This is a genomic window from Xenophilus sp. (assembly GCF_044462705.1).
GTDB classification, from domain to species: Bacteria; Pseudomonadota; Gammaproteobacteria; order Burkholderiales; family Burkholderiaceae_C; genus Xenophilus; species Xenophilus azovorans.
The window spans coordinates 1-25,145 of record NZ_JBIQNC010000024.1; the positions used below are offsets into that span (position 1 = coordinate 1).

Genomic DNA, 25,145 nt, shown 5'->3' on the forward strand with positions numbered 1-25,145 from the left:
CCGAGGAGCAGCCCACGCTGGAGATCACCCTCAAGCAGGCGCGGCTGGACCAGCACTGCCTGCTCAGCGGCGGCGCGCTGGGCCGGCCGTGCGAGGTGCTGAGCTTCCAGTACCGCACGCTGGTGCTCGCCTCGGCGCCGCAGGTCAAGAGCGGCCTGCGCGGCGCCGTGCGCACCTGCAGCTTCGGCAGTTGAACGGCGCGCGGACGGCGCTCCGTCCCGGCCCGAGGTGCTATGCGATGCGGCCGATGCACAGCACCGCCAAAGCATGCGACAAAGACAGGCACACCATGAGCACGACCTCCGCCGACCTGCTGCGTAGCGCCGACCCTGCCGGCGCCTTGAAGGCCCTCTCCGAGGAGATCCGCGCCAAACCCGGCGACAGCCGGCTGCGCGTCTTCATGGCGCAGCTGCTGTGCGTGCTGGGCCAGTGGGAGCGCGCGCTCAACCAGCTCAGCGTGGCGGCCGAGCTCGACGCCCTGGCCGTGCCGATGAAGCAGGTCTACGGCGAGGCGATCCGCTGCGAGGGCCTGCGCGCCGAGGTCTTCGCCGGCAAGCGCACGCCCATGGTCTTCGGCCAGCCCGACCAGTGGCTGGCGCTCCTGATCGAGTCGCTGCTGCGGCGCGGCGCCGGCGACGCGCAGGCGGCCGAGCAGCTGCGCGCGCGTGCCTTCGACGAGGCCCCGGCCGTCGCCGGCCGCATCGACGACACCGCCTTCGAATGGCTGGCCGACGCCGACATGCGCCTGGGCCCGGTGCTGGAGGCCTACATCAACGGCCGCTACTACTGGGTGCCCTTCGCGCGGCTGGCGCAGGTCAAGATCGAACCGCCGGAAGACCTGCGCGACGCCGTGTGGATGCCCGCGCACCTGCTGTTCGAGAACGGCGGCGAGGCGCTGGCGCTGATCCCCACCCGCTACGAAGGCACCGAGGCCAGCGGCGACGGCGCCCTGCAGCTGGCGCGCCGCACCGAATGGCGCGAGATGGCGCCCGAGGTCTGGTGCGGCCTGGGCCAGCGCCTGCTGAGCAGTGACGCCGGCGAGCATGCGCTGATGGACGTGCGCCAGATCGACTTCGATCATCCGGCACCGGCGGCCGCGGGCGACGCCCCGGATCATGGCTGACCTGTCCGTCCAGGAGCGGCTGCAGCCCTCGCTGCTGGACCGCCTGGTCGACCATGCCCCCGACCAGCAGCGCGAAAGCGACGACAAGCGCACCCTGACGCGCCAGGCCCTGCGCCAGGCCGTGCTGCGCGACCTCAACTGGCTGTTCAACGCCACCGCCCCGGGGCTGGACGAGCGGCGCCATCCGCAGGCGGCGCGCTCGGTCCTCAACTACGGATTGCCTATGCTGTCCGGCCAGTTCACCTCCTCCATCCAGCGTGTCAGCATGGAACAGGCTCTGAAGAACGCCATCGTGCAGTTCGAGCCGCGCATCCTGCCCCGCACACTCGAAGTTGAACTCGTCATGGAAGGCTCGGCCCTGGACTCCCACAACCGCATCGGCCTGACCATCCGCGGCATGCTCTGGGCGCAGCCGGTGCCGCTGGAGTTCCTCATGCGCAGCCGCATCGACCTGGAAGAAGGCCGCATCGAAGTCGAGGACGTGTCCAACCCCGGCGCCCGCTGACACGGGCCGTCGAGCCATGGACCCGCGCCTGCTCACCCTGTACGAACAGGAACTGCGCTACTTCCGCGAGAACACCGCGGAGTTCGCGCGCGCCTTCCCCAAGATCGCACGCCGCCTGGGCATCGAGGGCCAGGAGGTGGCCGACCCGTACGTGGAGCGGCTGATCGAGGCCACCGCCTTCCTGGCCGCGCGCGTCGGCCTCAAGCTCGACGCCGAGTACCCGCGCTTCACCGGGCACCTGCTGGACATCGTCTACCCGCACTTCCTGGCGCCCACCCCCTCCTGCGGCGTGTGCGCCTTCGCGCCGGACCTGCAGGACGCCAACCTCGCGCAGGGGCCGGTGCTGCCGCGCGGCAGCGCGCTGCGCGCGCGGCAGGCGACGGGGCAGAACACGCACTGCGAGTTCCGCACCGCGCACCCGCTGCGCGTGTGGCCGCTGCAGATCACCCGCGCCCAGTACTTCACCTACGCACCCGACCTGCCGCTGGCCCAGCACACACGCGCGCGCGACATCCGCGGCGGCCTGCGCATCGGCCTGAAGGCCAGCGCGGGCCTCACGTTCGACAAGATCGCGCTGGATGCGCTGCAGCTGTACTTCGGCGGCGCCGACGACGTGGCCTGGCAGCTGCACGAGTGCGTGCTCGGCCAGCCCATCGGCGTGCTGGTGCGCGGCACCGAGGCGACCGCGCCTGTCACCACGCTGCCGGGCAGCGTGATCGAGGAGGTGGGCTTCGCCGACGGCGAATCGCTGCTGCCGCCCACCGCCACCGGCTTCTCGGGCTTCCGGCTGGTGCAGGAGTACTTCGCCTTCCCCGAAGCCTTCCGCTTCGCGCGCATCGGCGGCCTGGCGCCGGCGCTGGCGCAGCGGGCGGTGGACGAGATCGAGCTGGTGCTGCTGTTCTCGCGCGGCGACGCGGTGCTGGAGAAGCTGGTGGGCACCGACAGCGTGCAGCTGCACTGCGTGCCGGTGGTCAACCTGTTCCCCAAGCGGCTGGACCGCGTCACCGTGGGCGAGGGCGTGAGCCAGTTCCACCTGCTGGCCGACCGCACGCGGCCGCAGGACTTCGAGATCCACTCGCTGACCGAGGTGGTGGGCCACGGCGCGCCGGGCACGGCCGGAGAGGGCGCGCTGGAGCAGGTGTTCCGCCCCTTCTACGCCGCCTACCACGACAGCCGCGAGGCGCACCCGGCCTACTACACCACCACCCGCGAGCCGCGCATGCTGTCGGTGCGCCAGCGCGCCGAAGGGCACCGCAGCAGCCACATCGGCTCCGAGCTGTACCTGCAGGTGGTCGACCCGCAGCAGGCGCCGTTCTCCGCGCAGCTGCGCCAGATCGCCTCGACCGCGCTGGTGACCAACCGCGACCTGCCGCTGCTGCTGCCGGTGGGCCGCGAGAACGACTTCGACTGCGTCGACTCCTTCCCGGTCCAGCGCATCCGCATGGTGCGCGGGCCCTCGCGGCCGGTCTCGCCGGTGGTGCAGCAGGGGCTGGGCTGGCGCGTCATCGACCACCTGGCGCTGAACTACCTCTCGCTGGCCGACAGCACGCCGGCCCAGGGCGCCGCGGCGCTGCGCGAGATGCTGATGCTCTACGCCGTGCACGCCGACGACGTGCGCCAGGGCCAGGTGCGCGGCCTGCTGTCGGTGAAGAGCCGGCCGCTGGTGCGGCGGCTGCCGCTGCCCGGGCCGATCGCCTTCGGCCGTGGGCTGGAGGTCACGCTCGAGGTGGACCCGTCCGCCTTCCACGGCCACAGCGCCTTCCTCTTCGGCGCCGTGATGTCGCGCTTCCTGGCGCGGCACGTGGAGGTCAACCATTTCGTCGAGACCGTGCTGCGCACCGCCGGCAAGGGCGAGCAGATGCGATGGAGGCCGCTGTGCGGAACCCGCCAGATCCTGTGAACGCCGCGCCGCCCCCGGATCAGGGCGCGCCGGCCGAGCGCGCCGCGCTGGCCGGCTGGCTGGCCGAGCGCGCGCCGCAGGCCTGGGCCTACGACTACTTCGCCGTGATGCGGCGGCTGGAGTGCCTGGCGCCCTCCCTGCCGCGCTGGGGCCGGGCGCTGCGCCCGTCGGCCGAGGGCGTGCGCGTCGGCCACGAGCCCTCGCTGTCCTTCGCGCCGGCCGGCGTCGGCCGCTTCGAGCCCGGCAGCGGCGACGGCCCGCCCCGCCTGCGCCAGCACTTCTTCGGCTACATCGGCCCCAACGGGCCGCTGCCCATCCACCTGTCGGACTTCATCCGCGAGCGCGCGCTCAACCATGGCGATCCGACCTGGCTGGCCTTCCTCGACAGCTTCTGCCACCGCTTCTCGCTGCAGTTCTACCGCGCCTGGGCGCAGGCGCGGCCCGTCACCGGCATGGACCGGCCGGGCGAGGACATCTTCCGCCGGCAGATCGGCGCCTTCGTCGGCATCGGCGGCCCGGCGCGCCAGCAGCGCGACGCGGTGCACGACGACGCGCGGCTGCACTTCTCCGGCTGGCTGGCGCGGCGCGTGCACAACCGTGAAAGCGTCGAGGCCGTGGTCGGCGCCTACTTCGGCGTGCCGGCGCGGCTGGAGCGCTGGGTCGGCCACTGGATGCGCCTGCCCGGCGGCGAGCTGACGCGCCTGGGCGCCAGCAACGCCAACGCCGCCTCGCGCACGCTGGGCCTGGGCGCGGTGATGGGCCGCCAGGTGTGGGACCGCCAGCACAAGGTGCGCCTGCACCTGGGGCCGCTCACGCTGGCGCAGTACCGCGACTTCCTGCCCGTCGGGCGAGCACGCCCGGCGCTGCGCGGCTGGATGCGGCAGTTGCTGGGCGACGAGCTGGAGTGGGACGCGCAGCTCGTGCTGCGCCGCGAAGAGGTGCCGCCCACCCGCCTGGGCGCGCCGCAGGCCGGCCTGGGCGGCAACGCGCCGCGGCTGGGCTGGGTGTCGTGGCTGGGCAGCCGGCCGCGCACGCGCGACGCGGCCGACCTGCGCCTCGCCGGCGACCAGGGAGCCCTGGCATGACCCAAGGCCGTTCTTCCAAAAACCCCGGGGGCCGTTCGTCCTTCGTCTGGAGAGTCCGATGAGTGAAATCAGCCGCACCGCCCTGTTCGGCAAGTTGAACCCCCTGGCCTACAAGGCCATCGAGGGCGCCACCGTCTTCTGCAAGATGCGCGGCAACCCCTACGTGGAGTTGGAGCACTGGCTCGCGCAGCTGCTGCAGAACCAGGAAAGCGACCTGCACCGCATCGTCCAGCACTACGGCCTGGACATCTCGGTGCTGGCCAAGGACGTGACGGCCGCGCTGGACCGCCTGCCGCGCGGCGCCACCGCCATCAGCGACTTCTCGCCGCACATCGAGAACGCCATCGAGCGCGCCTGGACCTACGCCACGCTGCAGTTCGGCGAGGCGCAGGTGCGCACCGGCTACATCGTGGTCGGCATGCTCAAGACGCCGAGCCTGCGCAACCCGCTGCTGCAGATATCGAAGCAGTTCGAGAAGATCAAGGTCGAGGACCTGGCCGAGAACTTCGCGAAGATCTGCGACGCCTCGGCCGAAGGCCGGATGCGCGCGCAGGACGGCACCGGCATGGGCAGCGGCGATGTCGGCGACGAGACCGGCGCCATGGCGCCGGCCGCCATGGGCAAGGGCGACGCGCTCAAGAAGTTCACCACCGACCTCACCGAGCAGGCCAGGAGCGGCAAGATGGACCCGATCGTCGGCCGCGACGACGAGATCCGCCAGGTGGTCGACATCCTGATGCGCCGCCGCCAGAACAACCCCATCCTGGTGGGCGAGGCCGGCGTGGGCAAGACGGCGGTGGTGGAAGGCTTCGCCCAGCGCATCGCGCGCGGCGACGTGCCGCCGGCGCTCAAGGACGTGAAGCTGCTGACGCTGGACGTGGGCCTGCTGCAGGCCGGCGCCAGCATGAAGGGCGAGTTCGAGCAGCGCCTGCGCTCGGTGATCGAGGAAGTGCAGGCCAGCGAGAAGCCCATCATCCTGTTCGTCGACGAAACCCACACGCTGGTGGGCGCGGGCGGCCAGGCCGGCACCGGCGACGCCGCCAACCTGCTCAAGCCGGCGCTGGCGCGCGGCACCCTGCGCACCGTGGGCGCCACCACCTGGGCCGAGTACAAGAAGTACATCGAGAAGGACCCGGCGCTGACCCGCCGCTTCCAGAACGTGCAGGTGGACGAGCCCGACGAGCGCAAGGCCATCCTGATGATGCGCGGCGTGGCCAGCACCATGGAAAAGCACCATCAGGTGCAGATCCTCGACGAGGCGCTGGAGGCCGCGGTCAAGCTCAGCCACCGCTACATCCCGGCGCGCCAACTGCCCGACAAGAGCGTGAGCCTGCTCGACACCGCCTGCGCGCGCGTGGCCGTGAGCCTGCACGCCACGCCGGCCGAGGTGGACGACAGCCGCAAGCGCATCGAGTCATTGGAGACCGAGCAGCAGATCATCGGCCGCGAGAAGGCCATCGGCATCGACGTGGCCGAGCGCGAGCAGGCGGTCACCGCCGACCTGGCCGCCGAACGCGACCGCCTGGGCAACCTGGAGGCGCGCTGGGGCCAGGAGAAGGCGCTGGTGGACGAACTGCTGGCGCTGCGCTCCACCCTGCGCGGCGGCGCCGGCGGCACGCAGCCGGTCGAGGGCACAGGCAGCACGCTGGAGGCGCAGGCCGCCACCGAGGCGCCGCCGGCGGTCGATGCCGCCGCCCAGGCCGAGCGCGAGGCCGCGCTGGCGCGGCTGCAGCAGGTGCAGGCCGAGCTGAGCGCGCTGCAGGGCGAATCGCCGCTGATCCTGCCCACGGTGGACTACCAGGCCGTGGCCTCGGTGGTGGGCGACTGGACCGGCATCCCCGTGGGCCGCATGCAGCGCAACGAGATCGACACCGTGCTCAAGCTGCCGCAGCTGCTGGCGCAGCGCGTGATCGGCCAGGACCACGCGATGGAGATGATCGCCAAGCGCATCCAGACCTCGCGCGCGGGGCTGGACAACCCCAGCAAGCCGATCGGCGTGTTCATGCTGGCCGGCACCTCGGGCGTGGGCAAGACTGAGACCGCACTGGCGCTGGCCGAGGCGCTGTACGGCGGCGAGCAGAACCTGATCGTCATCAACATGAGCGAGTACCAGGAGGCGCACACCGTCAGCTCGCTCAAGGGCGCGCCCCCCGGCTACGTGGGCTACGGCGAGGGCGGCGTGCTGACCGAGGCGGTGCGCCGCAAGCCCTACAGCGTGGTGCTGCTCGACGAGGTGGAAAAGGCACACCCCGACGTGCACGAGCTGTTCTTCCAGGTCTTCGACAAGGGCTTCATGGAGGACGGCGAGGGCCGCACCATCGACTTCAAGAACACGCTGATCCTGCTGACCACCAACGCCGGCACCGAGCTGATCGCCAGCATGTGCAAGGACCCGGAGCTGCTGCCCGACCCCGAGGGCATGGCCAAGGCGCTGCGCGAGCCGCTGCTGAAGATCTTCCCGCCGGCGCTGCTGGGGCGGCTGGTCGCCATTCCCTACTACCCGCTGTCCGACGAGATGCTGGGCGCCATCGTGCGGCTGCAGCTCGGGCGCATCAAGAAGCGCGTCGAGGCGCGCTACAAGATTCCGTTCGAGGTCGGCGACGACGTGGTCAGGCTGGTGGTCAGCCGCTGCACCGAGAGCGAGTCGGGCGGCCGGATGATCGACGCCATCCTGACCAACACCATGCTGCCGGACATCAGCCGCGAGTTCCTGAACCGGATGATGGAAGGCAAGCCGATCGGCGGCGTGCGCGTGGGCGTGTCCGACGGCAACTTCAGCTACGACTTCGCCTGACGGCCCCCCCGTGTTCCCCATGTCCATCCGCTCCGCCCTCCTGCCGCTCCTGCTGCCGCTGCTGTGCGGCCTGGGCGCGGCCGCGTGCGCGGATGTGTCGCCACCAACGAAGGAGATCAGCGCCATGAGTGGATTGCAGATGCCCAAGCCCAAGCGGGTGGGACCGCCCGATGTCAAGCCGGTGCGTATCGGCGACCTGCGCTTCGAGGCCGTGCACTGGGGCCGCGAGCGCGGGCTGAACCAGAACGGCGGGGTGATCGCCGCCGTGGACGCCAAGTCGGGCAAGGAGCAGTGGACCCTGGTGGTCTACCCGATCGTCTACAAGCCCAAGCTCGAAACCGATGTGCAGGACATCTTCATCGAATCGCTCGAGGCCGCGCCGGACGGCCGGCACCTGATCGTCAAGGACGAGAACGGACGCCGGTTCGAGGTCGACATCGCGGCGCGCCAGGCGCGCCCGCTGCCCTGACCGGAGGGCGCCATGGACAAGTTCACCCAGGCCTACGACAAGGCGCGCGACGTCGTCACCAAGCAGAAGTTCGAGGCGGACTGGCAGGCCTTCTCCGAGAAGGCCGGGATGGCCAAGCTGCTGGACGCGTCGGGCTTTCGCAGCGGTGCGGGCAGCACCGCCGATGCGGTGCGCAAGCGCCTCGAGAAGGCCGCCAGGGACAAGGAACGCAAGGTCGGCGAAGTGATCTACGACGCCTCGGTGAACGCCAAGTCGCCGGGCCTGCTCGCCGACCGCGCCGCCACCATCAAGTTCGTCAAGCACGTGCACCACGTGCACAAGCGCGGCGGCCAGGACGTCTGGGTCTACGCACCGCCCAAGTCCGATGCCGGCTGGGTCTTCGACGAGATCACCGGCGACGCGGCCACCATCAAGGCGCGCCTGGAGCACGACGACGAGATCTTCAGCGCCGACGAGCGCAAGTGGATGTCCACCTCGCTGGGCAAGGCGCGCAAGATCTCGGAGGACTGCAAGGCCAAGCTGGCCGGCGGCAAGGTGAAGAGTGCGCGCACCAGCGTGAAGGACATGGTCAAGCGCTGGTTCCTCGACGACGCCGACAACGCCGACGATCTCGAGGCGGCCTTCACGACCCTGTACGCGGGGTTCAAGAAGATCGCCGCAGCCTGCAACAAGGCCACGCTGGTGTTCGCCGACTACCCCGACTGGCGCGCGCAGCGCGACAAGTACTTCGGCGCCGCGTTCCGGGGCGGGGAGGGTGGCGCCTTTCCCGTCATCTACCTCGAAGGCGCCTTCACGCGGCTGACCGGCAACAGCGGCAAGATGTGGCTGTGCGTGGAAACCGTCATCCACGAGATGTCGCACCACGAGGTGTCGACGCAGGACCACCGCTACGACCACCACGGCCTGAAGCCCACCACGGGCTCCTTCCCCTATGCCACCGCGATCGAGAACGCGGACAGCTGGGGCTACTTCGCGCTGGACCTGGCGGGCTATCTCTCGCGGGCCGATCGCGACAAGGTCCTGAAGTAGGCCCGGCGGCGACCGCCCGGACGACATGATGCACCGACAGACCGCCGTTGCCGAGGCCGCCGCCGCTGCCGCGCCGACCACCGAACTGAGCCCCGAGCAGGCGCTGCAGCTGGCCATCGCCTGGCACCGCGAGGGCCGCTGGGACGCGGCCGGGAAGATCTACGAGGCCCTGCTGCGGGTGCAGCCGCGCGACGCCAACGTGCTGCACTTCCTGGGGATGCTGCGCTACCAGCGCGGCCGCCGCGACGAGGCGATCGCGCTCATGCAGCAGTCGATCGCCGAAGACGGCGCCGTGCCCGACTGGCACTGCAACCTGGGCAACGTGCTGCTGGAGTCGAACCGGCTGGACGAGGCCGCCGCGGCCTACGCGCGCGCGCAGGCCCTGGCGCCCGAGCGTCCCGAGCTGCACAACAACCTGGGTGCGCTGCTGCGCGAGCAGGGCCGGCTGGCCGAGGCGGAGGCCGCCTATCGCCGCGCCCTGGAGCTCAAGCCCGACTTCGCGGATGCCTACACCAACCTCGGCTCGCTGCTGATGCGCACCGGACGCCCGGAGGAAGGCATCCGCGCCTTCTGGGAGGCGCTGGTGCATTCGCCTCGCCACGGCAAGGCACGCAAGCTGGTGGGCATGGCCTACGGGCAGCTCGGCCGGATGGAGGAGGCGGCGCGCGTGTACCGCGAGTGGCTGGAGGACGAACCCGGCAACGCCGAGGCGCTGCACCACCTGGCGGCCTGCGCCGGCGGGCCCGTGCCGCAGCGCGCGGCCGACGACTACGTGGAAACGGTGTTCGACGGCTTCGCCAAGAGCTTCGACGCCAAGCTGACGCGGCTGCACTACCAGGCGCCGGCGCTGGTGGCCCAGCGGGTGGCCGAGCTGGCCGGGGTGCCGCAGCGCGCGCTGCGGGTGCTGGACGCAGGCTGCGGCACGGGCCTGTGCGGCCCCCTGCTGGCGCCCTATGCGCGGCACCTGCACGGCGTGGACCTGTCGGCCGGCATGCTGGCCCAGGCCGAGCCGCGGCAGGTGTACGACCAGCTTTCCAAGGGCGAGCTGACGGCGTTCATCGCCGCGGCGCCCGCCGCGTCGTGGGAGCTGATCGTCTCGGCCGACACGCTGTGCTACTTCGGCGACCTGGCGGGCGTGGCCGCGGCCGCCGCGCACGCGCTGGCGCCCGGCGGCTGGCTGGTCTTCACCGTGGAGGCCCTGCCGGATGCGGCGGCCGAGCCCTACCGGCTGCACCCGCACGGCCGCTACGCGCACGGTGCAGGCTACGTGCGCGAGGCGCTGGCCGCCGCCGGCCTGGCCGTGCTCGGCGTGCAGGCCGCGCACCTGCGCACCGAGAACGCCCGGCCGGTGGACGGCTTCCTGGTGTCGGCCCGCAAAGCCGGGGCGGCTGGTTCGTCCTGATTCCATCCATGCCGCACGATCACGACAACGAAAGGGATGCCGATGGCCGATAACGACACGCTCATCCGCAGCGACTCGCCCGTCAACGACGAGCTGATGTTCTGGTCCATCGTCGGGCTGGAGGGGATGAGCCAGCCGTCCACGTACGAGCTGCGCGTGCTGTCGAAGAACGACGCGATCGCGGCCAAGGACATTCTGGGCCACGGCTTCGACGTGGTGATGAAGTTCGACGACGCCGACGGCGCCGGGCACGAACGCCACTGCCGGGGCCATGCGGTGCGCTTCGCCCGCCGCGGCAAGGTCGGCCGCTACCACGAGTATGCGATCGGCCTGAAGTCGTGGTTCTGGCTGCTGACCAAGCGCTTCAACGCCCGCATCTTCCAGGGCCAGAACGCGCTGCAGGTGATCGACGCCACGATCGAGGACAGCCCGATCAAGCGCCTGAAGAAGATCAACACCGACGGCGTCGTCGGCCAGCCCGACAAGCGGCCCTACTGCGTGCAGTTCCAGGAGAGCGATTTCACCTTCCTCTCGCGGCTGATGGAGGAGGAGGGCATCTACTACTGGTTCGACGCGCACGACGCGCCGGGCACCATGTACCTGTCGAACGCGAGCGACGTGGCGCATCCGCCGCTGCCGGCGGGGGCAGAGCTGAAGCAGACCGACAGCGCCCGCCAGGAAGTGCGGTTCAACGAGTTCCGGCAGTGGTTCGGCGCGGCCCTCTACGAGTCCGGCGCCTACGCCTCGCACGACAGCGACTTCAAGGCGATCCGCAAGAAGCTGGCCTCGAACAAGCAGGACGCGGCGGAGCACGAACTGAGCGACCTGGAGGTCTTCGAGTTCCCGGGCGGCCACCTGCGCGAGGCCGACACCGACCACGTGGCCCGTATCCGCATGGAGGCGCTGGCCGCGCGCCGGCGCCTGTACTGGGCCGGCACGCCCTGGCCGGACGTGGCGGTCGGGCTGCGCACCCGGTTCCACACGATCCACGAGGTGGCCGACCTCGACCAGGAGCACCTCATCGTCAGCTGCATGGTGGCGGCCTCGCATCCCGGCTACGAAGGCACCGACACGTCCGCCCCGGTGGACGTCCGGCGCGCGCTGATCGACCTGCTGCAGGACGACCGCGTGAACGCGGAGCACCGGGAGGAGCTGGCCGCCGTCATCGAATCGAGCGCCGGCTTCGAAAAGTTCTACGCGGGCATGCGCCAGTTCCTCTACACGACGGTGCCCGTGAGCGTGCCCTTCCGCCCGCCGCGCACCACGCCGCGCATTCGCATGCCGGGGCCGCAGTCGGCCATCGTGGTCGGGCCGGAGGGCGACGAGATCCATGCCGACGAATTCGGCCGCGTGAAGGTGCACTTCCACTGGGACCGCTACGACGAGAGCAACGAGAAGTCCACCTGCTGGGTGCGCGTGTCGCAGCCCTGGGCCGGCAAGGGCTGGGGCGGCTACTTCATCCCGCGCATCGGGCAGGAGGTGATCGTCGACTTCCTCAACGGCGACCCGGACCGCCCGATCATCATGGGCCGCGTCTACAACGACGACCAGCCGATCCCCTTCGACAAGCACGAGCAGAGCGGCTTCCGCACCCGCTCCACGCCGGACGGCAACGCCTCCAACTGCAACGAGTTCCGCTTCGACGACAGCAAGGGCAAGGAGCAGGTGTACCTGCACGCCGAGAAGAACCAGGACATCGAGGTCGAGAACGACGAGACGCACTGGGTGGGCCACGACCGCAAGAAGACGATCGACAACGACGAGATCAACCACATCAAGAACAACCGCACGGAAACCGTGGACGTGGACGAGACCATCGACATCGGCGGCAACCGCGCGGAAACCGTGGGCGGCAACGAGGACATCACGGTCGGCGGCAACCGCACGGAGAACGTGGGCGTCAACGAGAGCGTGACCATCGGCGCGAACCGCAGCCTCACGGTGTCCGCCAACGAGACCGTCAGCATCGGCGCCTCGCGCACGGAGAGCATCGCCGCCAACCTGACGCAGAACGTGGGCGCCGCGGTCACGCAGTCGGTCGGCGCCGCCTTCACGCAGACGGTGGGCGGGGCGATGAGCGTCACCGCCGGCGGCCCCGTGACCTTCACCGCCGCCGGCGGCTTCAACATCATCGCGCCGGGCGGTACCAAAGTCGTGGACTTCGAGCTGATGCAGGTCGGCGGGACGATCAAGGAAGGCTATGCCATGAAGCTGGACATCAACGGCATCGTCTCCGAGCTCAATGCGGCCAAGGCCGAGGTCACCGGCGCCACCACCGCCGCCATCGGCGTCAAGGCCGAGACCGTGGGCGCCGAGGCGCACTCCGGCATGACGGTGCAGCAGATGGTGGCGCTGGAGGCCCTGAGCAACGCCACCGGCATCGAGATGGACACGCTGAAGGTCTTCCTGTGAGGCGCGGATGAAGGTCATCAAGCCGCTGCCGCTGTCGCTGGTCGCGCGCAGCTTCGAGTTCCGCGGCCGCATCAGCCTGGGGGTGTCGGCGCTGGTCATGGTGCCGCTGGGCAGCGATGCGCGCAGGCTGTGGGCCGAGAAGGACCTGTGGGCCTTCTGGGCCACGCGGCCCGAGGCGCAGTGGCCGCTGGAGGAGGGCATTCCGCGCGTGCGCGGCGAGTTTCTCGTGTCGGGGCGCGTCTTCAACCCGCAGCCGCAGCGCGGCGCCTGCGCCGTGCGCGCGCAGGTGGGTTCGCTGCGCAAGGACCTGGTGGTCCACGGCATGCGCCACTGGGACGGCGACCGCATCTCGCCGCCCCAGCCCTTCGCCAGCCTGCCCCTGGGATGGGCGCAGGCCTGGGGCGGGCCGAACTGCCCGGAGAACCCGCTGGGTATGGGCATGGAGCCGACCGCCACGCCGCAGGGCGCGCTGCGCCTGCTGCCGCACATCGAGTACCCGCAGTGGGCGGTGCACGCGCCCGACGCCCAGGGGCGGCCCGCGGGCCTCGGCCCCGTCGACGGCATGTGGCCGCAGCGTGCGTCCAAGCGCGGCACCTACGACCAGCAGTGGCTGGTGGAGCACTTCCCGGCCATCGCCCCCGACGCTGACTGGACCTGCTTCAACTGCGCGCCGCCGGACCAGCAGCAGGCCGGGCCCTTCGGCGGCGACGAGGCCTATGCCTTCCACCACCTGCATCCCGAGCGCACGGTGCTCGAAGGCCGCCTGCCCGGCCTGCGCGCGCGCGCCTTCGCCACCACGCGGCACGAGGGCGGCGAACGCTTCCGCGAGATCGGGCTGCGGCTGAACACGGTCTGGTGCTTTCCCGGCGAGGAGCGCGCCGTGCTGATCTTCCAGGGCATGCACGCCATCGCCGAGGACGATGGCGCCGACGTGCTGCACCTGCTGGCCGCGCTGGAGGACATGGGGGCACCGCGCTCCGCCGAGCACTACCTCGCGGTGCGCGACAAGCGGCTGGACCGCACGCACGGCGTGCTGGAATCGCTGCGCGAGGAAGACCTGATGCCCGCCGATCTGGTGGTACCGATGTTCGACCTGGCGCCGGTGGAGAACCGGGCCCTGGACCGCGGCATGCGCCGCGCGCGCGCCGAGCGCGAGGCGGCGCGCGACCTGGTGGCCTCCTTCGGCCTGGACCCGGCCGAGCACGCGCCGCCGGTCGACGGCCCGCCGGTGCCGGAGGTCCGCACGCTGGACGACCTGATCGCCCTGCGCCAGAAGATGCAAACCCGGCACACCGAGCTGGTGGCCCGCGCCGAGGCCGACAAGGCCAGGACCATCGCCGACGCCCGCAAGCTGTTCGACGCGCAGAAGATGGACTTCGGCCTGATCGAGCGCGAGATGGCGGGCCTGGAGACGGCCGGCCCGCCGCGGCCCATCGCCGAGGGGCTGGTGCGCGATTTCCAGGGCTTCATCGCCAACGGCAAGGCCACCGGCGGCGACGTGCGCGAACTGGAGGAGATGCTGGCCGACGAACGCCTGATGCAAAGCTGGCGCGACGCCGACCGCAGGCAGTTGCAGGCCTACCGCGGCATGGCGCACCACCAGGCGCCTGCGCCGCGCAGCAGCGGGGCCGCCGGCGACCCGCTGCGCCAGCGCGTCGCGCAGCAGATGGCGGCGCGCGGCAGCCTCGCGGGATGGGACCTCACGGGCGCCGACCTGCACGGCATGGACCTCGCGGGCGCCGACCTGCGCGGCGCCCTGATGGAAAACGCCAACCTCACCGGCACGCTGCTGGCCGGCGCCGACCTGTCGGAGGCGGTGCTGGCGCATGCCACCCTGCTGGCCACGCAGGCCGCCGGGGCCTGTCTGGACGGCGCGAACCTCGGCGCCGCGACCATCGAGCGCAGCGATCTCAGCCGCGCCTCGCTGCGCAACGCCGTGCTGCAGCGCGCGCGGCTGCGCGAGACCCGGCTGTGCGAGGCCACGCTGGACGGCATCCGGCTGGAGGAGGCCGTGCTGATGGCGGTGGACTTCTCCGGCGCGCGCAGCCAGGCGATGCTGAGCTTCTTCCGCCACGACCTGCGGCACTGCGCCTTCGCCGGCGCCGAATTCGGGCAATGCCTGTTCGTCGAATGCCGGCTGGACGGGGTGGACTTCTCCGGCGCGCACTTCGCCAAGTGCGCCTTCGTCGGCGCGCAGGCGCCGGGCGCCGTGTTCCGGGGCCTGCGCATCGAATCCGGCTGCTTCGCCCAGCAGTGCGTGCTCGACGGCTGCGACTTCAGCAGCGCGGCGCTGCCCAACATCAGCCTGCGCGGCGCCTCGATGGTGGGTGCGCGCCTGGCGGAGGCGGCGCTCGACGGCAGCGACCTGAGCGAATGCGCCCTGCGCGGCGCCGACCTGGGCCGGGCCTCGCTGCGCGGCGCGCGCATGGTTCGCGCCGGCCTGGAGGAAGCCCGCCTGGCCGGCGCCAACCTGATGGACGCCGTGCTGCAGCATGCGCGGCTGGACCTGACCGACTTCAGCCACGCCAACCTGTACCGCGCCGACCTGGCCCGCGTGCGCATCGTGCGGCACGGGCCGGGCTTCGACACGGCGCTCACCACGCACATGCGCACCTATCCGCGGCACAGGCCGGCCACGGCGGAGGCCAACTGACATGGACAAGACCGAACTGCTGGCGAAGGTGCAGCGCGGCGAGCCGGTGTCGGGCCAGGACTTCTCCGGCTGGGACCTGGACGGCGCCGACCTGTCGGCCACCGTGTTCGACCACTGCGTGTTCGAGGGCGCGCGGCTGGCGCGGGCCGACCTGGGCAGCAGCCGGATGATCGGCTGCCGGCTGGCGCGGGCCGACCTGAGCGAAGCGCGCCTGTCCGACACCACGCTGGCGGACTGCGACTTCGAGCGCACCCTCATGACGCGCGCCGGCCTCGCCAACGTCTGCTTCCACGAATGCCGCATCGCCGGCCTGGCTCTGAACGCGGCGCGCATCGACTTCGCCACCTTCTCGCGCTGCGCCATCGACGTGCTCTCGCTGGCCGAGGCCAGGGTCGAGAAGCTGACGGCGGCGGACTGCCAGGTCCAGCGAGTGGATTTCTCCCAGGCCGAGCTGGCGCGCACCGCGTGGGTCGAAGCCGACCTGCGCCAGGCGCGCTTCGCCGGCACGCGCTGCAGCCACGTGGTGCTCGTGCGCTGCAACCTCGAGGGCCAGCGCTTCGCCGGGCTGCGCTTCGAGAACATCCAGTTCATCGGCGCCCGGCTGGCGGGCAGCGACTTCTCGGACGCCGGCATCGTGCAGGCCAACTTCCAGCAGGCCGACCTGAGGCAGGCGCGCTTCGAGCGGGCCCAGGCGGCCAACGCGATCTTCATGGACGCCCGGCTCGAAGGTGCCTGCCTCGACGGCGCGATGCTGCGCCAGGCGCTGTTCGTCAACGCGCGGGCCGCGGGCGCGAGCCTGCGCGGCGCCGACCTGTACCAGAGCAACTGGCGCGGCGCGCAGGCGCCGCAGGCGCTGCTGACGGACTGCGAGCTGACCTACGCCGACTTCTCGCATGCCGACCTGAGCGGCGCCGACCTGCGCGGCGCCACGCTGCTGCGCGCCAACCTGCACGGCGCGCGCGACGCCGGTGCGCACTTCACCGACCGGGCCCGCGCGCTCGAGAGCAATGCCGAACTGCTGGCCGCCGAGCGCTGGCAGCCCGCTTCGGCCTGAACCACGGAGACGGAGCCAGCCATGAGCCATCGAGACGATCCCCTGATTCCCCTGTGCGAGACCCCGGTGCAGGGCGTGGCCTGCGTGTCGGGCGAGGCGCAGGACGGCGAGTCCTTCCAGCTGGAGACGGCGCACGGCACGCTGAGCGCGCGCCGCGCCGCCAGTTGCCTGCTGCTTCCGCAGGCCGGCGACCGGGTCTGGTTCGCCGGCGACCTGGTGCAGGGCCTGTACGTCACGGCGGTGCTGGAACGGCGCGGGCATGCCGAGGCGCGGGCGCGCCTGCCGGCCGGCGGGCACCTGGAATCGGCCGACGGCCGGCTGCGGCTGTGCGCGTCGCAGATGGGCCTGGAGGCCGACACGCTCACCCTGCGCGCGCGCGAGGCCGCGGCCAGCCTCGGCCGCCTGAACGCGGCGGGGCGCGAGGCCACCTGGGCCTTCACGCGCGTCAAGCTCGTCGCCGACCTGTTCGAGTCTTTCTGCGAGCGCGTGCAGCAGTTCGCGCGCTGGAGCCAGCGCAGCGTCGAGGGCATCGACCAGGTGAATAGCCGCCACATCGACTACCGCGCCGAACAGACGCTGCAACTGCACGGCGAGAACGTCGTGGCCAGCGCCAGCCACCTGATGAAGGTGGACGGCGAACAGATCCACATGGGTTGAGGAGGAGCGCGCCATGTTCGCCAACTGCCAGCTGATGGGCACCGACCTGGCCTTTCCCGACGTCTGCCTGACGCCCAGTCCGGCGGGGCCGGTGCCCGTCCCGTACCCCAACGTGGCCATGGGCCCGATGGCCATCCCCAACGTGCCCACGATCCTGTTCATGGGCGCGCCGGCGCACAACATGGGCACCACCATTCCCATGACCAACGGCGACAACCCGGGCGTGGCCACGGGCGTGGCCTCCGGCATGGTGATGGGCCCCAGCCGCCACCTGACGGGCGCCTTCACGGTGCTGCTCAAGGGCCTGCCCGCCACGCGCATGACCAGCGTGTCGCTGCAGAACAGCACCAACGCGCCGGGCTGCCGGCTGGTGCCCAGCCAGCCGAAGATCCTGCTGCTGGCGCCCTGAGCGCGGGGCGTCACGCCCCGTTTCCTCCCTCGCGCTGCTTACCTCTTCCGGCAGGATTGCGGGCGACCGGGCAGGGGTCAATACTGGGCCGCATCGGCCCCCTGTCGCGGGGCAGGGGCATGCGGCGCCATGACGAACACCCTCTTTCGCATCGAGAGCGACTCGCCCGCGAAGGACGACCTGCTGTTCTGGCGCCTGGTGGGCCACGAGGGCCTGTCGCGGCCGTCCACCTACGACCTGACGGTGCTCTCCAAGAGCGAGAAGATCGCGCCGGGCGACATCCTGGGCCGCAGCTTCGATGTCGTGATCTCCTTCGAGGACGCCGACGGCGGCAGCCACGAGCGGCACTGCCAGGGGCATGCGGTGCGCTTCGTGCGCGCGGCGCACGCCGGCCGCTACTTCGCCTACCGGATCACCCTGCGCTCGTGGTTCTGGCTGCTCACGCGGCGCCGCAACTCGCGCATCCTGCAGGACCAGAAGGTGCTGGACGTGCTGGACGCCGTGCTGGAGGACAGCCCCATCAAGCGGCTCAAGAAGACCCGCACCGGCAACGTCATCGGCAGCCACGAGCCGCACACCTACTGCGTGCAGTACCAGGAGAGCGACTACGACTTCCTCTCGCGCCTGCTGGAGGAAGAGGGCATCTACTACTGGTTCGACACCACCGAGGCCGAGCCCGCCATGCACCTGGCCGACGCGCTGGACGCCGCCCATGCGCCGCTGCCGGCGGCGGGCACCCTGCACTTCGAGGCCTCGGCGGTGGCCGAGGCGCGGCATGCGGAGATCACGCGCTGGATCAGCATGCGCCAGCTCGACAGCGGCGGCTTCGCCTCGCGCGACCGGGACTTCACCGTCATCAGCCGCGCGCTCGCGGCCGACAAGGCCGAGCCCGACGCGCACGAGCTGGCCGACCTGGAGTGCTTCGAATACCCCGGCGGCTATGCCAGCGGCGACGACACCGACGGGCTGGCCCGCATGCGGCTGGACGAGCTCATCGGCCGGCGCCAGCGCCACTGGGCGACCACCACCTGGCCCGACGTGTCGGTGGGCCGGCGCTTCCGCTTCGAGGGCAGCCCCGACGGCCAGCAGGACGGCGAGTACGTGATCGCCGGCTGCGTGCTGGTGGCCGCGCATCCAGGCCACGAGGCACTGGGCGCGCAGCCGCCACCGCCGCTGGGCAGCGAACTCGACGCCGCCCTGCACGACGACGCCGTCAACGTCGAGCACTGGACCATCGTGCGCGAACTGATGGACCAGTCGCCCGAGCTGATCGCGCCCAGCCCGGGCAGCAGCTGCTTCCTGCTGACCCTGCTGCCGCTGGACGCGCCCTGGCGCCCGCCGCGCCTGACGCCGCGCCGCCGCATGCCGGGACCGCAGACCGCGCTGGTGGTGGGCAAGCAGGGCGAGCAGATCTGGACCGACGAGCACGGCCGGGTGAAGGTGCAGTTCCACTGGGACCGCTACGGCCGGAACGACGAGAACAGCTCCTGCTGGATCCGCGTGTCGCATCCCTGGGCCGGCAAGGGCTGGGGCGCGGTGAGCATCCCGCGCATCGGGCAGGAGGTGATCGTCGACTTCCTCGAAGGCGACCCGGACCAGCCGATCGTCACCGGCCGCGTCTACAACGGCGAATCGCAGGCGCCCTATCCGCTGCCGGGCGGCGCGGTGGTCAGCGGCATCAAGACCGACACGCACAAGGGCCGCGGTTACAACGAGATGTCGATGGACGACACCGCCGGCCAGGAGAAGATCACCGTGCACGGCCAGTACGACATGGCCACCACGGTGGAGCACGACCAGACCACCACCGTGCACAACTGCCGCACCGACGCCATCGACGTGGACGACTCGGAGACCGTTGGCAGCAACCAGACGCTGAGCGTCGGCGCCGACCAGACCGTCACGATCGGCGCCAACCGCACGGAGTCGGTGGGCGCCAACGAGACCATCACCATCGGCGCCCACCGCAGCGAGACCGTCAACGGCGGCGAGACCGTCACCGTCAACGGCGGACGCAGCCACACCGTCAATGGCGTGCAGTCCACCACCATCTCGGTGGCCGAGACGCACACCGTCGGTGCCGGGCGCGTGCACAGCGTGGGCGCGGGCGAGGCGATCAACGTGGGCGGCGTACAGGCGGTGAGCGTGGGCGGCGCGCGCATGGTCAGCGTGGGCGGTGCGCAGCAGGTCAGCGTCGGGGCGGTGCAGTCGGTGAGCGTGGGCGGCGCCCACAGCCTCTCGGCCGCGGCCATCTCGGCGTCGGCCAAGAGCGTGGTCAGGATCAAGGCCGGCGCGACCTGCCAGATCGAGGCGCCCGCCATCAAGCTCAAGGCCGGCGGCAGCACGATCACGATGAACGCCGGCGGCATCACCATCAAGGGCGCCAAGATCACCATCGAGGCCAGCGGCACGGCCTCGTTCAAGGCCGGCGGCTCGATCAAGATCAAGGGCAGCAGCCTGGGCGAGGATTGAAAAATGAAGCACCCCCCAAGCCGCTTCGCGGCTCCCCCCTCTCTCGCCTTCGGCGGGAGGGGGGCGCACCCGGCGGCCTGGCCGAGCCAGTTCCGCGGGCGCCCTGGCATGGCCTGCTCCGCGGCCTTCGGACCGGGGAAGGCCGTTGTGTGCCATGCGATGCGGCTGGCGCGCGGCGCCATGGACAACTGAAATGCAGAACACCGATCTCGACGCCGCGCATGTGCTGCTCAGCGGCATGGCGGACTGGGCGCGCCTGGCGGGCGGCGGCGTGGCGCAAGCCAGCTTTGCGGGCTTCGACGCGGCGGGCCGCTTCCTCGTCACGCTGGCTGACGGCCGGACGCCGGTGCCGGCGCTGTCCACCGTCGGGCTGGCGCCGGCCGACGCAGGCTGCCGCGTGGTGGTCGCCTTCGAGTGCAGCGACCCGGCGCGCCCGGTGATCGTCGGGCGGCTGCAGGCCGCGCCGGCGCAGGAGCCGGTGCCGCCGGTGCACTGCACGGTCGATGGCGAGCGCGTGTCGATCGAGGCGCAGCACCGGATCGAGCTGCGCTGCGGCGAGGCCAGCATCGTGCTGACGCGCGCCGGCAAGGTGCTCATCAAAGGCAACTTCGTGCTCACGCGTTCGCGCGGCGCCAACAAGATCAAGGGCGCCTACGTGGACATCAACTGAGCGCAGAAGGCCCGCCATGTGGCAGCTCGACAACCGCACCCCCTACGCTGCAGAGCGCACCTGGGTGCGCGACCGCGACGGCGCCGAGATCTGGATCGTCGCGGTGAAGTGCAGCTTCGACATCCACGCCGACGGCAGCACCGAACCCGCGGCCGAGCAGCCGCCCGTGACGCAGGTGCCCGAGTACATCGACCCGGCCGCACCCGCGCGCTCCAGCCTGCGCCACGAGATCGACCTGGTGCGCACCAAACTCACCACCGACGTGCTGCTGCTGGGCGAGGCGCACGCCCCCGGCGGCGTGCCGGTGACGCAGCTCGACGTGGGCTTTCGCGTCGGCCCGGTGGCCAAGCGGCTGCGCGTGACGGGCGACCGCGTATGGCTGGGCGGCGCGCCGTCGCCGCCGCAGCCGTTCGCCGTCATGCCGATCTGCTGGGAGCGGGCCTACGGCGGCATCGACCCCGGCAGCCGCGACGGCCCGCGGCCGCAGTGGGACGAGCGCAACCCGACCGGCACCGGCTTCGTGCTCGATGCGTCGCACGCCGAGGGCCTGCGGCTGCCGAACATCGAATACCCCGACCAACTGGTGCGCGCCTGGAGCGACCGCCCCGCGCCGGCCGGCTTCGGCCCGCTCGGCGTGCACTGGCAGCCGCGCCGCAGCCTGGCGGGCACCTACGACGAGCGCTGGCTGCGCGAGCGCCAGCCGCTGCTGCCGCAGGACTTCGACGACCGCCACTACCAGTGCGCGCCGGCCGACCAGCAGGCGCCGCAGTTCCTGCAGGGGGGCGAGCCGGTGGCGCTGGTGCACCTGGCGCCGCAGGCGGAGATCCGCTTCGTGCTGCCGCGCGTGCTGCTCGGCCTTGAGACCTTCTTTTCGGACGGCACGCGCCAGCGGCACGAGCGGCCGCGGCTGCACACGGTGATCCTGGAGCCGTCGGCGATGCGGGTGTCGCTGGTGTGGCACAGCGCGCTGCCCTGCCATCCCAGGGTCCACAAGCTGATGCGCACGCGTATCGCCGGGAAGCGCCTGTTGCGCCTGGGCGAGACCGAAGACGAAGAGGCGGTGCAGGTGTGAACATGGCGCCCCTGCATGTCCTCGGCCTGGGCGCCAGCACGCCGGTCGGCCGCACCGTGTGGGCCAGCGCAGCGGCCGTGCGCGCCGGCGTGTGCGGCTTCCGGGTGCATCCGTACATGGTCGACACCGCCGGCGAGCCCGTGCGCGTGGCGGCCGCGCCCTGGCTGGACATCGGCCTGGAGGGCGCCTCCCGGCTGGCCGCGCTGGCATTGCCGGCCATCGAGGAGGCGCTGGCGCCGTGGCCGGCGGACCTGCCAGGGCGGCTCGGGCTGGCCCTGGCGCTGCCGCCCATGCGGCCCGGCAGGCCCGATGGCCTGGCCGGCGAGGTGCTGGAACGGGTCTGCGACCGGCTCGGCAACCGCTTCGCGCGCATGGCGGCCTTCGAGGCGGGCCATGCTGCCGGCCACCTGGCCGTCGCCGCGGCCGAGGCTGGCTGCACCCGGGGCGCCTTCGATGCCTGTCTGGTCGTCGGCGCCGATTCCTACCTCGCGCCCGAGACGCTGGAATGGATCGATGCCTGCGATCAGCTGCACGGCGGCGGTCCGCTGAACAACGCCTGGGGCTTCATCCCCGGCGAGGCCGCGGGCGCCATGCTGCTGGGCACCGTTGATGCGGCGCGGCAGTGCGGCGCCGAGCCGCTGGGGGAACTGGTGTCGGTCGGCATCGGCATGGAGCACCGGCTCATCAAGACCGACGACGTGTGCGTGGGCGAAGGGTTGACCCAGGCCTTTCGCGCCGCGCTGCAGGGGCTGGCGCCGGGCGAGCAGGTGCACGACGTGTATTGCGACCTCAACGGGGAGCGGTATCGCACGGAGGAGTACGGCTTCGCCGTCTTGCGCACGGCCGAGCGCTTTCGCGCGCCGTCCGAATTCGTCTGCCCGGCCGACTGCTGGGGCGACGTGGGCGCCGCCGGCGGGCCGCTGCATGCGGCGCTGGCACTCATTGCAGCGCGCAAGCGCTACGGCAAGGGCCCCCTGTCGATGGTCTGGGGCAGCTCCGAGCGCGGCGAGCGCGGGGCGATGCTGCTGCGGGGCGCGGACGCGGTCCGCGGTTGAGCATGCCGGTCACCATCCGCGTCAACGGCACGTCCACCACGCTGGTCCACAAGTTCAGCACCGGCATCAGCAACGCGACCATCCCCGACGTCTGCAAGACGCCGAGCCCCGGCGGACCGGTGCCGGTGCCCTATCCGAACATCGCGCTGTCCGGCACGCTGTCCGACGGGACGACGACCGTCAAGGGCGACAAGGCGCATGCGGCGCATCGCAAGTCGAAGTTCGCGCTGTCCAACGGCGACAACGCGGGAACCGCCGGCGGCGTGAAGTCCAGCACCTTCATGAAGGAGGCCACCTGGATCGGCTTCTCCTTCGACGTCAAGATGGATGGCGGCAACGCCAACCGGCTTGGCGACCAGATGTATCACAACGCGCAGAACGCGGCGAATCTGGGCGGGGAGGCGCAGGCGCCGTTTGTCGCGGAGGTCGGCGACAAGGCACTGGCCGACAAGCTCTGCGACGCGGCCTGCAAGGCGATGGACGACAAGAAGAAGCTGGATGCGGCGGACGTCAAGGCAGGCAGGACGCCACGCTCGAAATACCAGAACCTCATGCGCAACCACCTCGATCCCAAGCCGCGCGGGCGCCAGCCGGGCCTGATCACCGAGGCTTCGCAAAAGATCGGCGGCGACTTCATTGGCAAATGGGGCAAGGTGACCGGCGGCGGTTCGGGCTTCGTCAAATGGGACATCGTGCTGACAGGAGCCACGAAAGCGGTGGAAAGAGGAACGGTGACGCTCAGCGGCGTGACCAAGATCATCGAGGTCAAGTTTCCCGGCGACTCGCTGACGGACAACCAGACGGCCCAGATCAAGAAGGCCGGCAAGGCGGGGAAGGTGACGGTCATGGATGTCGAGAATGACTGCGTCTGCACTTGAAAGGTGAAAGCATGGATGGGTCCCGATTCACGCACGCGAAGCATGCGCATGTCCTGGCGATGCCCTGCCTGGAGGTCGTCGCCTTCGCCTATGGGCCGCAAGACAGCGGTGCGGGCTTCGCGCGGTTCCTGCGCACGTTCTGCGAGGCTTTCGGCGAGCACATCCGCTTCTACCGCACCGGCGACATGAAGCGCTTTCGCGCCTTCGAGGCCAGTGCGCTCGAGGGGCCCTACCACTGGTTCGCCGATCCGGGCCTGCTGGCCGGCAAGATGCTCGGATTCCGGGCGCATTCGGGCACCGCGGCGCGCGATCTCTTTCCGCCCGCCGTGAAGATGTCGCTGCTCGGCGTCTTCGATCCGCCGTGTTTCGTGGTGCGGATGATGCTGCCGGTGGAGTGGGGCGATGCGCCGGAGGAAGTGATTGCGCTGGCACGCAACGCCTTGGCGGAGTTCCCGCTCAGCAGCGGCTATTGCGGGTACTCGCTCGTCTGGGACGAGGCGGACCCCGCGCTGGAGCGCGAGGTCTGCCAGTGGGCGGCGCCCCTGCTGCGCCGGCACCCCGGCCTGGGCTATGGCGATACGCTCACGCTGTCCAACGCGGCCGAGAAGGGCGTGGTGACCGTCAACTGGCTGACCTTCCTGGGTGCCGGGATGGTGGCCACCCTGGGCGGGCGCGCGGCATTGGAGGGCAGCGCCCCTGCCGGCGTGTCGGTGCTCCCGCTCGGAAAGGACGGCGTGCTCTTGCGCGCCGGCGATGCGCCGCAGTTCGGCGACGTCAACCGGCAGGAACTGCTGCCCGCCGTCCACGCCGTGGGCCGGCTCGTTGCGCCGGTGGTGGCGCCCGACGACGCGCTCGACGATCTGGCGATCCAGGGCATGTCGGAAGAGGATGCGCATGACTGGCTTCGCCGTTTCTTCGTCTGAGCGCTACGCCGGCGCCGTCGTGATCGAGGCCGTGGTGGCTGCCGGGCCCGAAGGCGCCATCGAGCTGGTGCAGCGCCGCATCGGCGCTTTTCTCGATGCAGTCGGGGCGGGGTTCTTCTTTCCCTGCCGACGGCGCGAGGCGTCCCGCGTCGAGGTCCGCGCCGGTACGGCATCGGTCCATGCGAGGCTCGACGTCGAGGACCTTCCGGTCACGGCGCTGGCGGTGCTGGGTGGCATGCTGGCCGACTGCCGGCATCACGACGTCTCGTTCCGGTCGGCGCACGCCCTGCTCGGCCGCCGCGAGCACGATCTATTGGCCGAGGGCGGCGTACGCCCCGCCGCCGCCGCACAGCCGCCGTTTGCGGTCGAGTTGCCGCCGGACCTGGCCGGCAACTCGGCCCTGCTGGTGGAGATCGAGTTCGCGCAGCCGGTGCCGCCCGACGTCGGCGCGGGCCTGCTGGAGACGCTCGCGCTGTGGGACGCGCTGACGCTGGCCTATCCGAGCGACCCTGACGAGCCGGTCGAGGTCAGCGGCGCGCAGGCCCTGTTCAACGACCCGCGCACGATCCACTACCAGGAGTGG

Annotated in this window: 20 protein-coding genes and 1 pseudogene; all 21 read left to right on the top strand. The window is 71.3% G+C overall.

The window, feature by feature from the left end; all coding sequences use genetic code 11:
• A pseudogene (locus ACIY1X_RS06480) lies at positions 1 to 194 on the top strand (hypothetical protein); the annotation flags it as partial.
• A 95-nt stretch (positions 195 to 289) separates the two neighbouring features.
• Positions 290 to 1,123: a type VI secretion system accessory protein TagJ gene (locus ACIY1X_RS06485; protein WP_399679095.1), complete on the top strand. Its 834-nt coding sequence runs from the start codon at positions 290 to 292 to the stop codon at positions 1,121 to 1,123.
• A complete protein-coding gene (gene tssE, locus ACIY1X_RS06490) occupies positions 1,116 to 1,628 on the top strand; it encodes a type VI secretion system baseplate subunit TssE (RefSeq protein ID WP_399679098.1) in 513 nt (170 codons plus the stop codon). Before ACIY1X_RS06485 ends, tssE begins: the two co-directional genes overlap by 8 nt.
• 16 nt (positions 1,629 to 1,644) lie before the next feature.
• The gene (gene tssF / locus ACIY1X_RS06495; RefSeq protein ID WP_399679099.1) at positions 1,645 to 3,528 is read left to right on the top strand and encodes a type VI secretion system baseplate subunit TssF; all 1,884 of its coding nucleotides are present in this window, start codon (positions 1,645 to 1,647) and stop codon (positions 3,526 to 3,528) included.
• Entirely contained in the window at positions 3,525 to 4,613 is a 1,089-nt protein-coding gene (gene tssG / locus ACIY1X_RS06500; protein WP_399679101.1) for a type VI secretion system baseplate subunit TssG, read from the top strand. The genes tssF and tssG overlap by 4 nt, the downstream gene beginning before the upstream one ends.
• Positions 4,614 to 4,671: 58 nt before the next feature.
• Complete coding sequence (tssH, locus tag ACIY1X_RS06505) at positions 4,672 to 7,407, top strand: type VI secretion system ATPase TssH (protein ID WP_399679103.1); 2,736 nt, start codon at positions 4,672 to 4,674, stop codon at positions 7,405 to 7,407.
• Positions 7,408 to 7,426: 19 nt separating this feature from the next.
• Positions 7,427 to 7,876: a hypothetical protein gene (locus ACIY1X_RS06510; RefSeq protein WP_399679105.1), complete on the top strand. Its 450-nt coding sequence runs from the start codon at positions 7,427 to 7,429 to the stop codon at positions 7,874 to 7,876.
• 12 nt (positions 7,877 to 7,888) lie between these two features.
• Positions 7,889 to 8,905: a M35 family metallo-endopeptidase gene (locus ACIY1X_RS06515; protein WP_399679108.1), complete on the top strand. Its 1,017-nt coding sequence runs from the start codon at positions 7,889 to 7,891 to the stop codon at positions 8,903 to 8,905.
• 28 nt (positions 8,906 to 8,933) lie between these two features.
• Positions 8,934 to 10,307: a tetratricopeptide repeat protein gene (locus ACIY1X_RS06520; protein ID WP_399679110.1), complete on the top strand. Its 1,374-nt coding sequence runs from the start codon at positions 8,934 to 8,936 to the stop codon at positions 10,305 to 10,307.
• 42 nt (positions 10,308 to 10,349) lie between these two features.
• Positions 10,350 to 12,719: a type VI secretion system Vgr family protein gene (locus ACIY1X_RS06525; protein WP_399679112.1), complete on the top strand. Its 2,370-nt coding sequence runs from the start codon at positions 10,350 to 10,352 to the stop codon at positions 12,717 to 12,719.
• Positions 12,720 to 12,726: 7 nt separating this feature from the next.
• Complete coding sequence (locus ACIY1X_RS06530) at positions 12,727 to 15,372, top strand: DUF2169 domain-containing protein (protein WP_399679115.1); 2,646 nt, start codon at positions 12,727 to 12,729, stop codon at positions 15,370 to 15,372.
• Position 15,373: 1 nt separating this feature from the next.
• A complete protein-coding gene (locus ACIY1X_RS06535) occupies positions 15,374 to 16,426 on the top strand; it encodes a pentapeptide repeat-containing protein (protein WP_399679117.1) in 1,053 nt (350 codons plus the stop codon).
• A gap of 21 nt (positions 16,427 to 16,447) precedes the next feature.
• Complete coding sequence (locus tag ACIY1X_RS06540) at positions 16,448 to 17,083, top strand: DUF3540 domain-containing protein (RefSeq protein ID WP_399679120.1); 636 nt, start codon at positions 16,448 to 16,450, stop codon at positions 17,081 to 17,083.
• Positions 17,084 to 17,096: 13 nt separating this feature from the next.
• Positions 17,097 to 17,492 carry a DUF4150 domain-containing protein gene (locus ACIY1X_RS06545; RefSeq protein WP_399679122.1) on the top strand — a complete coding sequence of 132 codons (396 nt, stop codon included), beginning with the start codon at positions 17,097 to 17,099 and terminating at the stop codon, positions 17,490 to 17,492.
• A 129-nt stretch (positions 17,493 to 17,621) separates the two neighbouring features.
• On the top strand, positions 17,622 to 19,964 hold the full coding sequence (locus ACIY1X_RS06550) for a type VI secretion system Vgr family protein (RefSeq protein WP_399679124.1): 2,343 nt from the start codon (positions 17,622 to 17,624) through the stop codon (positions 19,962 to 19,964).
• A gap of 193 nt (positions 19,965 to 20,157) precedes the next feature.
• Positions 20,158 to 20,634, top strand: coding sequence for a DUF6484 domain-containing protein (locus ACIY1X_RS06555; RefSeq protein WP_399679127.1), 477 nt, complete (start codon positions 20,158 to 20,160; stop codon positions 20,632 to 20,634).
• A 16-nt stretch (positions 20,635 to 20,650) separates the two neighbouring features.
• Positions 20,651 to 21,706, top strand: a complete 1,056-nt coding sequence (locus ACIY1X_RS06560) for a DUF2169 domain-containing protein (RefSeq protein ID WP_399679130.1) — start codon at positions 20,651 to 20,653, stop codon at positions 21,704 to 21,706.
• A gap of 2 nt (positions 21,707 to 21,708) precedes the next feature.
• On the top strand, positions 21,709 to 22,761 hold the full coding sequence (locus tag ACIY1X_RS06565) for a hypothetical protein (RefSeq protein ID WP_399679131.1): 1,053 nt from the start codon (positions 21,709 to 21,711) through the stop codon (positions 22,759 to 22,761).
• A gap of 2 nt (positions 22,762 to 22,763) precedes the next feature.
• Entirely contained in the window at positions 22,764 to 23,639 is an 876-nt protein-coding gene (locus tag ACIY1X_RS06570) for a PAAR-like domain-containing protein (protein WP_399679133.1), read from the top strand.
• 59 nt (positions 23,640 to 23,698) lie between these two features.
• Complete coding sequence (locus ACIY1X_RS06575) at positions 23,699 to 24,562, top strand: type VI immunity family protein (protein ID WP_399679136.1); 864 nt, start codon at positions 23,699 to 23,701, stop codon at positions 24,560 to 24,562.
• The coding region (locus ACIY1X_RS06580; RefSeq protein ID WP_399679140.1) for a hypothetical protein at positions 24,534 to 25,145 on the top strand (612 nt) is incomplete at its 3' end. The genes ACIY1X_RS06575 and ACIY1X_RS06580, both read left to right, overlap by 29 nt.

What these genes read in the sequence shown, in the direction of transcription:
- ACIY1X_RS06555 (WP_399679127.1), top strand. Translation starts at nt 20,158, where the DNA reads ATGCAGAACACCGATCTCGACGCCGCGCATGTGCTGCTCAGCGGCATG.
- ACIY1X_RS06570 (WP_399679133.1), top strand. Translation starts at nt 22,764, where the DNA reads ATGCCGGTCACCATCCGCGTCAACGGCACGTCCACCACGCTGGTCCAC.
- ACIY1X_RS06560 (WP_399679130.1), top strand. Translation starts at nt 20,651, where the DNA reads ATGTGGCAGCTCGACAACCGCACCCCCTACGCTGCAGAGCGCACCTGG.
- ACIY1X_RS06485 (WP_399679095.1), top strand. Translation starts at nt 290, where the DNA reads ATGAGCACGACCTCCGCCGACCTGCTGCGTAGCGCCGACCCTGCCGGC.
- ACIY1X_RS06535 (WP_399679117.1), top strand. Translation starts at nt 15,374, where the DNA reads ATGGACAAGACCGAACTGCTGGCGAAGGTGCAGCGCGGCGAGCCGGTG.
- ACIY1X_RS06550 (WP_399679124.1), top strand. Translation starts at nt 17,622, where the DNA reads ATGACGAACACCCTCTTTCGCATCGAGAGCGACTCGCCCGCGAAGGAC.
- ACIY1X_RS06510 (WP_399679105.1), top strand. Translation starts at nt 7,427, where the DNA reads ATGTCCATCCGCTCCGCCCTCCTGCCGCTCCTGCTGCCGCTGCTGTGC.
- tssE (WP_399679098.1), top strand. Translation starts at nt 1,116, where the DNA reads ATGGCTGACCTGTCCGTCCAGGAGCGGCTGCAGCCCTCGCTGCTGGAC.
- ACIY1X_RS06525 (WP_399679112.1), top strand. Translation starts at nt 10,350, where the DNA reads ATGGCCGATAACGACACGCTCATCCGCAGCGACTCGCCCGTCAACGAC.
- tssH (WP_399679103.1), top strand. Translation starts at nt 4,672, where the DNA reads ATGAGTGAAATCAGCCGCACCGCCCTGTTCGGCAAGTTGAACCCCCTG.
- ACIY1X_RS06575 (WP_399679136.1), top strand. Translation starts at nt 23,699, where the DNA reads ATGCCCTGCCTGGAGGTCGTCGCCTTCGCCTATGGGCCGCAAGACAGC.
- ACIY1X_RS06540 (WP_399679120.1), top strand. Translation starts at nt 16,448, where the DNA reads ATGAGCCATCGAGACGATCCCCTGATTCCCCTGTGCGAGACCCCGGTG.
- ACIY1X_RS06520 (WP_399679110.1), top strand. Translation starts at nt 8,934, where the DNA reads ATGCACCGACAGACCGCCGTTGCCGAGGCCGCCGCCGCTGCCGCGCCG.
- ACIY1X_RS06545 (WP_399679122.1), top strand. Translation starts at nt 17,097, where the DNA reads ATGTTCGCCAACTGCCAGCTGATGGGCACCGACCTGGCCTTTCCCGAC.
- ACIY1X_RS06530 (WP_399679115.1), top strand. Translation starts at nt 12,727, where the DNA reads ATGAAGGTCATCAAGCCGCTGCCGCTGTCGCTGGTCGCGCGCAGCTTC.
- ACIY1X_RS06515 (WP_399679108.1), top strand. Translation starts at nt 7,889, where the DNA reads ATGGACAAGTTCACCCAGGCCTACGACAAGGCGCGCGACGTCGTCACC.
- ACIY1X_RS06565 (WP_399679131.1), top strand. Translation starts at nt 21,709, where the DNA reads ATGGCGCCCCTGCATGTCCTCGGCCTGGGCGCCAGCACGCCGGTCGGC.
- tssF (WP_399679099.1), top strand. Translation starts at nt 1,645, where the DNA reads ATGGACCCGCGCCTGCTCACCCTGTACGAACAGGAACTGCGCTACTTC.